We start from the raw sequence: 12,916 nt of genomic DNA on the forward strand, positions 1-12,916 counted from the left end.
CTGTGTGACGCAGAGCGTCACGAAAGGCATTACCACGCGGAGCGTGGGAACGAGAATCTGGGCCGAACGCCAATCCACCTGATCTCGCAGGACCGCTGTGTGACGCAGAGCGTCACGAAATGCATTACCACGCGGAGCGTGGGAACGAGAATCTGGGCCGAACGCCAATCTACTTGAAGTCGCAGAACTGCCGTGTGACGCAGAGCGTCACGAACGGCATTCCCACGCGGAGCGTGGGGACGATAGTCATCAGCTCCCGGGTCGGGCTGATTCGGCACTGATATAAGCATCACCATCCCTCCGCGCCCAGCCGCGTAACCGGTTGTGTCCAATACATCTCCATCTCGTACAACTCTGGCATAACACTTGCTCTGCCTCTGTCACGTATTGAAGAACCTCTTGAATAGTGACGGATTATTGGCATGGCGAAGAGCGAAGAAGTTAAAGACCCGGCAACCAAAGGCAAACTCAAGCTCATCATCCTCGCCGTTGTGGCGTTGCTGCTGGCGGTAGGTTTGTCGGTGGGCGCGACCTGGTTCCTCATGCACAAGAGCGAAAGCACACCAGACCCGGCTGCTGCCGCTGCCGCAGCTAACGTCAAGCCAGTGGCGGTGTTCGAACCCATGACCCCGGCCTTCGTGGTCAACTTCAACTCCAATGGTCGCCAGCGCTATATGCAGGTCAGTATCACCATGCTGGCGCGCAATGCCGCCGACATGGAAGCGCTGAAGGCGCATATGCCGCTGATCCGCAACAACCTGGTCATGCTGTTTGCAGCTATACCCTTTGAGTCGCTGGCCTCGCCGATCGGCCAGGAAATGCTGCGTCAGAAAGCGACCGCGAGCATTCAGGAAGTGGCACAGAAAGAACTCGGCAAGACTGTGATTGAACAGCTGCTCTTCACTAACTTCGTATTGCAGTAGGACTCTCACATGGCCGTGCAAGACCTGCTCTCCCAGGATGAGATCGACGCGCTGCTGCATGGCGTCGACGACGGGATGGTCCAGACCGACACCGTCAGCGAGCCTGGCAGCGTCAAAAGCTACGACCTGACCAGTCAGGACCGGATTGTCCGCGGGCGCATGCCGACGCTGGAAATGATCAACGAGCGATTCGCCCGCTACACGCGTATCAGCATGTTCAACCTGCTGCGCCGCTCGGCGGACGTGGCGGTGGGTGGCGTTCAGGTCATGAAGTTCGGCGAGTACGTGCATTCGCTGTACGTGCCGACCAGCCTCAACCTGGCCAAGATCAAGCCGCTGCGTGGTACTGCGCTGTTCATCCTTGATGCCAAGCTGGTGTTCAAGCTGGTGGACAACTTTTTCGGTGGCGATGGCCGTCACGCCAAGATCGAAGGCCGTGAGTTCACGCCGACCGAACTTCGCGTCGTGCGCATGGTGCTGGATCAGGCGTTCATCGACCTCAAGGAAGCCTGGCAGGCCATCATGGAAGTGAACTTCGAGTACATCAACTCGGAAGTGAACCCGGCCATGGCCAACATCGTCGGGCCGAGCGAGGCCGTGGTGATTTCCACTTTCCATATCGAACTGGATGGCGGTGGCGGCGATCTGCACGTGACCATGCCGTACTCGATGATCGAGCCGATCCGCGAAATGCTCGATGCCGGTTTTCAGTCGGATCTGGACGATCAGGATGAGCGCTGGATCAACGCGCTCAAGGAAGACGTTCTTGATGTCAATGTGCCGCTCACCACGACCATCGCTCAGCGCCAGTTGCCGTTGCGGGACATCCTGCACATGCGTCCTGGTGACGTTATCCCGGTGGAACTGAGCGAGTCGCTGGTCATGCGTGCCAATGGCGTACCGTCATTCAAGGTCAAGCTTGGCTCGCACAAGGGCAAGATGGCCCTGCAAGTAATCGAACCCATAGCGCGACGCTGACCTGTCTGGTCAACGTCGGAAATTGTTGCGTAACTGAAATACTGCGTGCAGAGGACAACTGATGGCTGATGAAAACGATATGACGTCTGCTGAAGATCAGGCGTTGGCCGACGAGTGGGCTGCTGCATTGGGCGAAGCTGGCGACAGTCAGGCTGATATCGATGCGTTGCTGGCGGCGGATGCGGGGAATTCGGGTAGCCGGATGACCATGGAAGAGTTCGGCAGCGTGCCGAAAAGCACGGGTCCGGTTTCTCTGGACGGTCCCAACCTGGATGTGATTCTCGACATTCCGGTGTCGATCTCCATGGAAGTGGGCAGCACCGATATCAATATTCGTAACTTGTTGCAGCTTAACCAGGGCTCGGTGATCGAGCTGGATCGCCTGGCTGGCGAACCGCTGGATGTGCTGGTCAACGGCACGCTCATCGCGCATGGCGAGGTGGTGGTGGTCAACGAGAAGTTCGGCATCCGTCTGACCGACGTGATCAGCCCGAGCGAACGCATCAAGAAGCTGCGCTAAATGAGGCGCTGGCTAAGTGTTCTGCTAACCCTGCCGTCGCTGGCCTGGGCTGCCGAGCCCGCTGCTCAGGCCGCACCTGCGCAGGTAGCCAATACGGTATCCGGCGGTATGGGCGGGCAGGTGGTGCAGCTGCTGTTCGGTCTGATACTGGTGATCGGTCTGATTTTCGTGCTCGCATGGCTGATGCGCCGCGTGCAGCGCGTGGGGCCGAACAATGGTCAGGTCATCGAATTGGTGAGTTCGCGCGCGCTCGGTCCGCGTGATCGGTTGGTGCTGGTGCAGATCGGCAGTGAACAGATCTTGCTGGGTATCACGCCAGGGCGGATCACGCCCCTGCATGTGCTCAAGGAACCGGTACAGGTGCCAGTGCGTGAGCAGGCGACCCCTGAATTCGCTCAGCGCCTGATGGAGCTGATGGGCAAGGATAAGGACAAGAAGTGATGGGCGCGCTGCGTTTCGTGATACTGCTGTTGCTGGTCATGGTGACGCCTGCTGTACTGGCAGCCGATCCGCTATCGATACCGGCGATCACGCTGTCCAATGGTGCGGATGGTCAGCAGGAGTATTCGGTCAGTCTGCAGATCCTGCTGATCATGACTGCGCTGAGCTTCATTCCGGCGTTTGTCATGCTGATGACCAGTTTCACCCGGATCATCATCGTCTTCTCGATTCTGCGTCAGGCCCTCGGTTTGCAGCAGACACCTTCCAACCAGATCCTGACGGGCATGGCGCTGTTTCTGACCATGTTCATCATGGCGCCGGTTTTCGACCGCGTGAATCAGGATGCGCTGCAGCCTTATCTGGCTGAAAAGCTCACTGCACAGGATGCAGTCGCCAAGGCGCAGGTGCCGATCAAGGATTTCATGCTGGCGCAAACCCGTACCAGTGACCTTGAGCTGTTCATGCGCCTGTCCAAGCGTACCGACATCCCCACCCCGGATGCCGCGCCGCTGACCATTCTGGTTCCAGCGTTCGTGATTTCGGAGCTCAAGACGGCGTTTCAGATCGGCTTCATGATCTTCATTCCGTTTCTGATCATCGATCTGGTGGTGGCCAGTGTGCTGATGGCGATGGGTATGATGATGCTGTCGCCGCTGATCATTTCGCTGCCGTTCAAGATCATGCTGTTCGTGCTGGTGGATGGCTGGGCGCTGATCGTCGGCACCCTGGCTGGCAGTTTTGGTGGCGTATGAGCCGTTTCACTGAGGAGTCTGCCCGATGACGCCGGAAGTAGCTGTCGATCTGTTTCGCGAGGCGCTGTGGCTGACCACCGTGCTGGTCGCAATTCTTGTGGTGCCGAGCCTGTTGTGCGGTCTGCTGGTGGCGATGTTTCAGGCGGCCACGCAGATCAACGAACAGACCCTGAGCTTCCTGCCGCGCCTGTTGGTCATGCTCGTGACGCTGATTGTCATCGGCCCTTGGCTGCTGAAAATTTTCATGGAATACATGCTGTCGTTGTACACCAGTATTCCGACGCTGATCGGCTAGCGCCGCATGCAGCCGATGCTTGCGCTGACCGATATCCAGATCAGTACCTGGGTAGCGAGCTTCATGCTGCCGATGTTTCGTATCGTCGCGTTGCTGATGACCATGCCGGTGATCGGCACCACGCTGGTTCCCCGGCGCGTGCGTCTTTACCTCGCATTTGCCATCACTGTGGTGGTCGCTCCAGCGCTGCCAGCCATGCCGCCGGTTCAGGCGCTTGACCTCAGTGGGCTGTTGCTGATCGGCGAGCAGATCATCATCGGTGCCGGCATGGGGCTGTCCCTGCAGATGTTTTTCCATATCTTCGTGATCGCCGGGCAGATCATCTCGACGCAGATGGGCATGGGCTTTGCCTCGATGGTCGACCCTACCAACGGCGTATCTTCGGCTGTTATCGGCCAGTTTTTTACCATGCTGGTCACGCTATTGTTCTTGTCCATGAACGGCCATCTGGTGGTGTTGGAAGTGCTTGTCGAAAGCTTCACCACGATGCCGGTGGGTGGTGGTCTGCTGGTCAATAATTTCTGGGAGCTGGCGAACGGGCTAGGCTGGGCGTTGAGTTCCGGACTCAGGCTGGTGTTACCTGCTATTACTGCGTTGCTGATCATCAACATCGCTTTTGGCGTCATGACCCGTGCAGCGCCGCAACTCAACATCTTCTCGATCGGTTTCCCGCTGACCCTCGTGCTGGGCATGGTCATCCTGTGGATGAGCATGGGCGATATTCTCAATCAGTATCAGCCGATTGCCAGTCAGGCACTGCAATCGTTGCGCGACATGGTGAGGGCTCGTTGAGATGGCAGAAAACGAGAATGGCCAGGACAAGACAGAAGACCCCACGGAAAAAAAGGTCAAGGACTCCAGAGCGGATGGGCAGATTGCGCGCTCCAAGGAGCTGACCACGCTGGTGGTCATGCTGATGGGGGCGGGCGGGTTGCTGATGTTCGGCTCAGGCATTGCGCAGATGATGTCCGAGCTGATGCGCGACAATTTTACGATCAGCCGCGAAACGCTCATGGATCAGTCATACATGGGCAAGGCGTTGCTCAGCTCCGGCCTGCACGCGCTGGTCGTGATGCTGCCGTTTCTGATCGCCATGCTGGTGGCGGCGCTGGTGGGGCCGATCATGCTCGGCGGCTGGTTGTTCGCAACCAAATCGCTGATGCCCAAATTCAGCCGGATGAACCCGGCGGCAGGGCTCAAACGCATGTTTTCACCGCATGCGCTGGTCGAGCTGCTCAAATCTTTCGGCAAGTTTTTGATCATCCTCGCCGTTGCGCTGGTGGTCTTGAGTAACGAGCGCAATGATCTGGTGGCCATCGCTCATGAGCCATTGGAGCAGGCGATGATCCACAGCCTGCTGGTGGTCGGCTGGAGCAGCTTCTGGATGGCCTGTGGTCTGATATTCATTGCTGCTGCCGACGTGCCCTTTGTACTGTATGAGGCGCACAAGAAGTTGCTGATGACCAAGCAGGAAGTGCGCGACGAGCATAAGAACAGCGAGGGCAGCCCCGAGGTTAAGCAGCGTATTCGCCAGTTGCAGCGCGAAATGTCCCAGCGGCGGATGATGGCGTCGATTCCGGAAGCAGATGTCATTATTACCAACCCGACGCACTTTGCCGTAGCCTTGAAATACGATCCCGAGCAGGGCGGGGCGCCGATGTTGCTGGCCAAGGGTACGGACCTGGTGGCGCTGAAGATTCGCGAAATCGGCGCGCATAACCAGATACTGATTCTGGAATCTGCGGCGTTGGCCCGCTCCATCTACTACAGCACCGAGCTGGACCAGGAAATCCCTGCCGGGCTCTATCTGGCCGTGGCCCAGGTGCTGGCCTATGTCTACCAGATCCGCCAATTCCGCGCCGGTCAAGGCAAGCGCCCAGACCCACTGGGTGACATCAAGATCCCGCCCGACCTGCAGCGCGATGCGTAGCCCTTTGCTTTGTCGCCAGCAGACCACCGTCGCGCTCGCGCTCCGCATGGGTATGCGGTTCCTGAAGCTCTGCGTCCGCTCTTGGGCGTGTGGTGCGGCGCAGATTTGTGACGCAGAGCGTCACCCACGGCATTCCCACGCTGGAGCGTGAGGAACGATCATCTCAACTATCGTGCGACGCTCCGCATTGCATGCCGTTCCGGGCGCTCTGCGTCCGCTCTGTGCGATGCCCACGCAGAGCGTGAGGAACGATCATCTCACTATCGTGCGACGCTCCGCGTCGCATGCCGTTCCGGACGCTCTGCGTCCGCTCTTGAAGATTTTCTGACTGCGCAAGGTATGCCGGTTTCACGTTAATTCTGCCTTTAAAGCCTTACCAGCACTGGCTTTGTAAAAGTTGGACAGCTTTTTGCAACAGGGTCGATACAGGTCGCCATCGGCGTCAATGTTTTGATCTAGTGCGCAGGTAAACAATCAGTGGATCGTTCTCAGATATTCAGTAGCGCACGCAGCAATATCACTGGCCTGGGCCGTGGTCAGTTGGGCGTTCCGCTGTTGTTGCTGGTCATGATGGCAATGATGATGTTGCCTATGCCGCCGTTCCTGCTGGACGTGTTCTTCACGTTCAACATTGCCCTGTCCATCGTCGTGTTGCTGGTGTGTGTTTACGCTCTGCGGCCGCTGGACTTCTCGGTGTTTCCAACCATTCTGCTGGTCGCCACGCTGTTGCGTCTGGCACTGAACGTTGCTTCCACGCGAGTGGTCATGCTTCACGGTCAGGACGGTCACGCGGCTGCGGGCAAGGTGATTCAGGCCTTCGGTGAGGTGGTGATCGGTGGTAACTATGTTGTCGGTATCGTGGTGTTCGCGATTCTGATGATCATCAACTTCGTAGTAATCACCAAAGGTGCCGGCCGTATTTCCGAGGTCAGCGCGCGTTTCACCCTCGACGCGATGCCAGGCAAACAGATGGCAATCGACGCCGACCTCAACGCCGGTCTCATCGATCAGCCAGAAGCCAAGCGCCGCCGTGCTGAAGTCGCTCAGGAAGCCGAGTTCTACGGTTCCATGGACGGTGCCAGCAAATTCGTGCGCGGCGATGCAATTGCCGGTTTGCTGATTCTGTTCATCAACCTGATCGGCGGCATGCTGGTCGGCATTCTGCAACACAACATGACGTTCGCTGATGCAGGCCGCGTTTATACCCTGCTGACCATCGGTGACGGTTTGGTGGCGCAATTGCCATCACTGCTTCTGTCCACTGCCGCAGCGATCATGGTGACCCGCGCTTCCGGTTCGGAAGAGATGGGCAAGCTGATCAATCGTCAGATGTTCGCCTCGCCCAAGGCACTGGCAGTTTCCGCTGCGATCATGATCGTCATGGGGCTGGTGCCGGGCATGCCGCACTTCTCCTTCATCAGCCTCGGCCTGGTGGCTGCGGGTGGTGCGTATCTGCTCTGGAAGAAAGAGAACCAGGTGAAAGTCGAGGCGCTGGCCGAAGTGCAACGCCAACAGGACCTGCTGCCTTCGCCGACCCGTGTTCAGGACGCCAAGGAGCTGGGTTGGGATGACGTCACCCCTATCGACATCATCGGCCTGGAAGTGGGTTATCGCCTGATTCCGCTGGTGGACCGCAATCAGGGTGGTCAACTGCTGGCGCGTATCAAAGGCGTGCGCAAGAAGCTGTCGCAAGAGCTGGGCTTCCTGATGCCGACCGTACACATCCGTGACAACCTTGATCTGGCACCCAGCGCCTACCGTCTGACGCTGATGGGCGTGATTCTGGCCGAGGCCGAGATTTATCCGGATCGCGAGCTGGCGATCAACCCCGGTCAAGTGTTCGGCACCCTGAACGGCATCACCGCCAGAGACCCGGCGTTTGGTCTGGAGGCCGTTTGGATCGAAATCAGCCAGCGCAGCCAGGCGCAGTCGCTGGGTTATACCGTAGTGGACGCCAGTACTGTGGTGGCAACCCACTTGAACCAGATTCTCTATAAGCACTCTCATGAGCTGATTGGTCACGAAGAAGTCCAGCAGTTAATGCAATTGTTGGCCAAAAGCTCGCCCAAACTGGCTGAAGAGCTGGTCCCTGGTGTGCTGTCCCTGTCCTCGCTGCTCAACGTGCTGCAAGCGCTTCTGGCTGAGCATGTACCTGTGCGTGATATTCGTAGCATTGCGGAAGCTATCGCCAACAACGCTGGCAAGAGTCAAGATACCGCCGCTTTGGTGGCTGCCGTGCGAGTGGGTCTGAGCCGCGCAATCGTCCAAAGCATTGTAGGTGTTGAGCCGGAGCTGCCTGTTATCACTCTGGAGCCAAGGTTGGAACAGATATTGCTCAATAGTTTGCAGAAGGCTGGTCAGGGTCAGGAAGAAGGCGTTCTTCTTGAGCCAAGCATGGCTGAGAAGCTCCAGCGTTCGTTGATTGAGGCCGCCCAGCGTCAGGAGATGCAAGGGTTGCCGGTAATTCTTCTGGTAGCAGGGCCTGTCCGGGCGATGCTGTCACGATTTGGACGATTGGCTGTACCGAACATGCATGTTCTGGCGTATCAGGAAATTCCGGACAACAAGCAAGTAACCATCGTAGCGACTGTCGGGCCGAACGGCTGAGGTAGTGAGTCATGCAAGTTAAGCGATTTTTCGCCGCCGATATGCGTCAAGCCATGAAACTGGTTCGCGATGAGCTGGGCGCCGAGGCGGCCATCATCGGTAACCGGCGCATTGCCGGTGGCGTAGAGCTGACTGCCGCTCTGGATTACAAGCTGTCCGCCCTGGCACCGCGTGTGCCGAACATGGAGCTCGAAGACGAGCTGCGCAAGACCCAGTCGCGCATCGTCTCTGCTCAGGCCGAATTGAACAACCGCAGCGACAGTGACGCGTCGATCAATCTTCAGCTGTTTTCCGGCAAACCGGTCAGCGCTGTCGATACGCACATCGAGCCGACGCTCGAAGAGCCGCTACGACCATTCGCGTACACGCCGCCTGCGCCCGCAGAGCCTGCTGTCGGCCAGCGCGCCTATGATTCGATGCGCTCCGAATTGAACGGCTTGCGCGAGCTGCTGGAAGTTCAGCTTGGCTCCCTGGCCTGGAACCAGCTGCAGGGCAGTCGTCCGCAGCAGGCCAATCTGTGGCGCCGCCTGCAACGTGTCGGTTTGTCCGGCCCGCTGTCGCGCGATCTGCTGTCGATGATCCCGGAGATTGACGAGCCTCGTCAGGCCTGGCGCATGTTGCTGGCCCATTTGGCGCGCATGATTGCCGTACCGGACATCGAGCCGCTAGAAGAGGGTGGAGTCATTGCCATGGTCGGGCCTGCCGGCATGGGCAAGACCACCACGCTGGCCAAGCTGGCGGCACGTTACGTGTTGAAGTACGGTCCGCAGAATATCGCTCTGGTCAGCATGGACAGTTTCCGCATCGGCGCACAGGAGCAGCTCAAGACCCTTGGGCGCATCCTCAACGTGCCGGTTACCCATGTCGATCCTGGCCAGTCGCTGGTCCAGGCGCTGGAGCCGCTGCTGCGCAAGCGCGTGGTGTTGATCGACACCGCCGGGCTGCAAGCCAGCGATCCTGCGCTGCGCATGCAACTGGAAAGCCTGGCAGGGCGTGGCATCAAGTCGCGTAACTACCTGGTACTGGCGACCACCAGCCAGAAGCAGGTGTTGACCGCTGCTTATCACAGTTACAAGCGTTGTGGCCTGGCCGGATGCATTCTGACCAAGCTTGATGAAACAGCCAGCCTTGGCGAAGTCCTGAGCCTGGCGATCAGTCATGAATTACCTGTGGCCTACCTCACGGACGGACCCCGTATTCCTGACGACCTGCACACCCCGCGTCGTCATCAACTGGTGAGCCGTGCGGTGAGTGTGCAGATGCAGGATGAGCCGAGCGAGGAAGCGATGGCTGATATGTTTGCTGACCTCTATCACACCCCTGGCAAGAGAGTGGGTTAAGTGATGGATATTATTGGAATGTCCCTGCGTCAACGGTCTGCCATGCGGTGTTCATTTGCGAACGTGCAGCCCTCGATGTGGTTTCGGTCTACGCAAGACAAGGTAAAGAAATAACATGGGCAGCATGCATCCCGTACAGGTTATCGCGGTGACCGGTGGCAAAGGTGGCGTCGGTAAGACTAACGTGTCAGTGAATCTTTCACTGGCCCTTGCCGAGCTTGGCCGTCGTGTCATGCTGCTGGACGCCGATCTGGGTCTGGCCAATGTCGACGTTCTGCTTGGGCTGACGCCTAAACGTACACTTGCCGATGTGATAGAGGGCCGTTGCGAGTTGCGCGACGTTCTGTTGCAGGGGCCGGGTGGGGTGCGTATCGTGCCTGCCGCCTCTGGCACCCAGAGCATGGTGCATCTGTCCCCGGCCCAGCATGCGGGCCTGATCCAGGCGTTCAGCGAGATTGGCGACAACCTTGATGTGCTGGTGATTGACACGGCTGCCGGTATCGGCGAATCGGTGGTCAGCTTCGTGCGCGCCGCTCAGGAAGTGTTGCTGGTGGTGTGCGACGAGCCCACGTCGATCACCGATGCCTACGCCCTGATCAAACTGCTCAACCGCGACTACGGCATGAACCGCTTCCGGGTGCTGGCCAACATGGCACAGAGCCCGCAGGAAGGGCGCAACCTGTTCGCCAAACTCACCAAAGTGACGGACCGTTTTCTTGATGTCGCGCTGCAGTATGTAGGTGCCGTGCCGTACGACGAGTGCGTGCGCAAGGCCGTACAGAAACAGCGCGCCGTCTACGAAGCATTCCCGCGATCCAAATGTGCGCTGGCGTTCAAGGCCATTGCCCAGAAGGTTGATACCTGGCCGCTGCCAGCCAACCCGCGGGGTCATCTCGAGTTCTTCGTTGAGCGACTCGTTCACCAGACCAGTGCAGGGCCTGTGCAATGACTGCGAGCGGCTACCAGATGTACAGCAAGGCTTCCCGTAATTCGCAATACGAGTTGATCGAGCGTTATGCGCCATTGGTCAAGCGTATCGCTTATCATCTGCTGGCGCGCTTGCCGGCCAGCGTGCAGGTCGAGGATCTGATCCAGGCTGGCATGATCGGTCTGCTTGAAGTCTCCACCAAATACGATTCAACCAAAGGTGCGAGTTTCGAGACCTACGCCGGCATTCGCATTCGTGGTGCGATGCTGGATGAAGTGCGCAAGGGCGACTGGGCACCACGCTCAGTGCACCGCAATACCCGAATGGTCAGTGACGCAATTCGTGCAATTGAAGCTAAAACCGGCCGTGACGCTAAAGATCACGAGGTTGCGGCCGAACTCCAGTTGAGTCTTGATGATTATTACGGGATTTTGAATGACACCTTGGGCAGCCGCCTCTTCAGTTTCGACGACCTGCTTCAGGACGGCGATCACGAAGGGCTGCATGAGGATGGCGCAAGCGGTTCGCTTGAGCCGTCGCGCGACCTGGAAGACGAGCGCTTCCAGGCAGCGTTGGCCGATGCAATTGCCAATTTGCCAGAGCGTGAGCGTCTGGTGTTGGCGCTGTACTACGACGAAGAGCTGAACCTCAAGGAAATCGGAGAGGTTCTTGGGGTCAGCGAATCTCGGGTCAGTCAGTTACACAGCCAGTGCGCAGCTCGTTTGCGGGGGCGTTTGGGGGAGTGGCGAGCGCGTTGACGGCAGTGCGCGACGTTTGTCGTGCGTTGTCTGCATGCCGGCTGTGCAAAGCGTTACGTGGTAGCAGGATAGACGAGGCAAGGGCCTGTCGGGCAATGTCTCGATGGGCTTTAGTCGCAGTCTTGACTGTCGTTGTGCCAAGCCCGTCGTCGTTTCGTATAGCTGGGGGTGTGCTGTGCCAGTATTGAGTGAACAGCGTGTTCAGGTGCTGAACGCGTTAAAGACTGCTTGGAGGTCGAATTGGACAAGAACATGAAAATCCTCATCGTTGATGACTTCTCAACGATGCGGCGGATCATCAAGAATCTGTTGCGTGATCTGGGATTTACCAACACATCTGAAGCGGATGACGGTCTGACCGCATTGCCGATGCTGCAGAGCGGTGCCTTTGACTTTCTGGTGACGGACTGGAACATGCCTGGCATGACCGGTATCGACTTGTTGCGTCAGGTCCGTGCGGACGAGCGTCTCAAGAGCCTTCCTGTACTGATGGTTACTGCCGAAGCGAAGCGTGAGCAGATCATTGAAGCTGCCCAGGCCGGGGTGAACGGTTATGTAGTCAAGCCATTCACGGCTCAAGCGCTTAAAGAGAAGATCGAAAAGATCTTTGAACGCGTCAATAGCTGATGCATGCCGCGAGGGCGCTATGGATAACAATGATTCGATGGCCGACTTTGAGTCGACCTTAAAGAGACACGCGCAGGAACTCGTCACCAGCCTTGAAAAGGGCCGCTTCGGTGACGCTGTGCAGCTGATCCATGAACTCAACCAGACACGCGACCGCGGCCTTTATCAGGAAGTGGGCAAGCTGACTCGTGAGCTGCACAGTGCAATCGTCAACTTTCATATTGATCCGCACATGCCTCAAGCCGAGGAAGTGTCGCAGATCACCGACGCGACCGAACGCCTGTCGTATGTGGTGAGGCTGACCGAGAATGCGGCCAACCGCACTATGGACCTGGTCGAGGAAAGCACACCGCTCATGAGCGGTCTGAGCTCCGATGCCAAGGCATTGAGTGACGACTGGGGTCGTTTCATGCGCCGCGAAATCGGTGCTGAAGAATTCCGTGAGCTGGCCAAGCGGGTCGATGGTTTTCTGACGCGCACCGAGCAGGAGGCCGATAGGGTTTCCGGGCATCTCAACGATATTTTGCTTGCCCAGGATTACCAGGACCTTACGGGGCAGGTTATCAAGCGCGTGACGCAATTGGTTACGGAAGTCGAGAGCAATCTGCTCAAACTGGTGCTCATGGCCAGCCATGTCGATCGCTTCGCAGGCATCGAACATGACGAAGAATCCATCCTTGCTGAAAAAGATCCTAAAAAACATCTCGCCAAGGGTGAAGGTCCGCAGATTCATGCCGATAAACGTGAAGACGTCGTATCCGGACAGGATGATGTAGACGATCTGCTATCGAGCCTCGGCTTCTAAGATCTGTTGACG

14 protein-coding genes are annotated in these 12,916 nt (G+C 58.0%); all 14 read left to right on the forward strand.

Features of this window, described 5'->3' with window-relative positions; genetic code table 11:
• The first annotated feature begins 422 nt into the window (after positions 1 to 422).
• The 14 genes from fliL to RYB66_RS18510 all read left to right on the forward strand — a co-directional run bounded on the left by fliL (position 423) and on the right by RYB66_RS18510 (position 12,904).
• Positions 423 to 923 (forward strand): flagellar basal body-associated protein FliL, encoded by a 501-nt coding sequence (gene fliL / locus RYB66_RS18445; RefSeq protein WP_002554282.1) that lies wholly within the window; start codon positions 423 to 425, stop codon positions 921 to 923.
• 9 nt (positions 924 to 932) lie between these two features.
• On the forward strand, positions 933 to 1,901 hold the full coding sequence (gene fliM / locus RYB66_RS18450; protein WP_002554281.1) for a flagellar motor switch protein FliM: 969 nt from the start codon (positions 933 to 935) through the stop codon (positions 1,899 to 1,901).
• Positions 1,902 to 1,962: 61 nt separating this feature from the next.
• Positions 1,963 to 2,421 carry a flagellar motor switch protein FliN gene (fliN, locus tag RYB66_RS18455; RefSeq protein WP_002554280.1) on the forward strand — a complete coding sequence of 153 codons (459 nt, stop codon included), beginning with the start codon at positions 1,963 to 1,965 and terminating at the stop codon, positions 2,419 to 2,421.
• The gene (gene fliO / locus RYB66_RS18460; RefSeq protein WP_004664467.1) at positions 2,422 to 2,862 is read left to right on the forward strand and encodes a flagellar biosynthetic protein FliO; all 441 of its coding nucleotides are present in this window, start codon (positions 2,422 to 2,424) and stop codon (positions 2,860 to 2,862) included.
• Positions 2,862 to 3,614, forward strand: a complete 753-nt coding sequence (fliP, locus tag RYB66_RS18465; RefSeq protein ID WP_002554278.1) for a flagellar type III secretion system pore protein FliP — start codon at positions 2,862 to 2,864, stop codon at positions 3,612 to 3,614. The genes fliO and fliP overlap by 1 nt, the downstream gene beginning before the upstream one ends.
• 25 nt (positions 3,615 to 3,639) lie before the next feature.
• A complete protein-coding gene (locus tag RYB66_RS18470; RefSeq protein WP_002554277.1) occupies positions 3,640 to 3,909 on the forward strand; it encodes a flagellar biosynthetic protein FliQ in 270 nt (89 codons plus the stop codon).
• 6 nt (positions 3,910 to 3,915) lie between these two features.
• The gene (gene fliR, locus RYB66_RS18475; protein ID WP_002554276.1) at positions 3,916 to 4,701 is read left to right on the forward strand and encodes a flagellar biosynthetic protein FliR; all 786 of its coding nucleotides are present in this window, start codon (positions 3,916 to 3,918) and stop codon (positions 4,699 to 4,701) included.
• Between the two features lies 1 nt (position 4,702).
• Positions 4,703 to 5,839, forward strand: coding sequence for a flagellar biosynthesis protein FlhB (gene flhB, locus RYB66_RS18480; RefSeq protein WP_002554275.1), 1,137 nt, complete (start codon positions 4,703 to 4,705; stop codon positions 5,837 to 5,839).
• A gap of 477 nt (positions 5,840 to 6,316) precedes the next feature.
• On the forward strand, positions 6,317 to 8,446 hold the full coding sequence (gene flhA, locus RYB66_RS18485; RefSeq protein WP_002554274.1) for a flagellar biosynthesis protein FlhA: 2,130 nt from the start codon (positions 6,317 to 6,319) through the stop codon (positions 8,444 to 8,446).
• 11 nt (positions 8,447 to 8,457) lie between these two features.
• Positions 8,458 to 9,786 carry a flagellar biosynthesis protein FlhF gene (gene flhF / locus RYB66_RS18490; protein ID WP_316895108.1) on the forward strand — a complete coding sequence of 443 codons (1,329 nt, stop codon included), beginning with the start codon at positions 8,458 to 8,460 and terminating at the stop codon, positions 9,784 to 9,786.
• 115 nt (positions 9,787 to 9,901) lie between these two features.
• The gene (fleN, locus tag RYB66_RS18495) at positions 9,902 to 10,735 is read left to right on the forward strand and encodes a flagellar synthesis regulator FleN (protein ID WP_003412391.1); all 834 of its coding nucleotides are present in this window, start codon (positions 9,902 to 9,904) and stop codon (positions 10,733 to 10,735) included.
• A complete protein-coding gene (gene fliA, locus RYB66_RS18500; protein WP_002554271.1) occupies positions 10,732 to 11,472 on the forward strand; it encodes an RNA polymerase sigma factor FliA in 741 nt (246 codons plus the stop codon). Before fleN ends, fliA begins: the two co-directional genes overlap by 4 nt.
• Positions 11,473 to 11,724: 252 nt before the next feature.
• Positions 11,725 to 12,099, forward strand: a complete 375-nt coding sequence (locus RYB66_RS18505) for a chemotaxis response regulator CheY (protein WP_011169086.1) — start codon at positions 11,725 to 11,727, stop codon at positions 12,097 to 12,099.
• A 19-nt stretch (positions 12,100 to 12,118) separates the two neighbouring features.
• On the forward strand, positions 12,119 to 12,904 hold the full coding sequence (locus tag RYB66_RS18510; protein WP_002554269.1) for a protein phosphatase CheZ: 786 nt from the start codon (positions 12,119 to 12,121) through the stop codon (positions 12,902 to 12,904).
• Positions 12,905 to 12,916 lie beyond the last annotated feature (12 nt).

Origin of the sequence: Pseudomonas syringae group sp. 243L2 (assembly GCF_032587875.1) — a bacterium.
Taxonomy (GTDB): Bacteria; Pseudomonadota; Gammaproteobacteria; order Pseudomonadales; family Pseudomonadaceae; genus Aquipseudomonas; species Aquipseudomonas amygdali.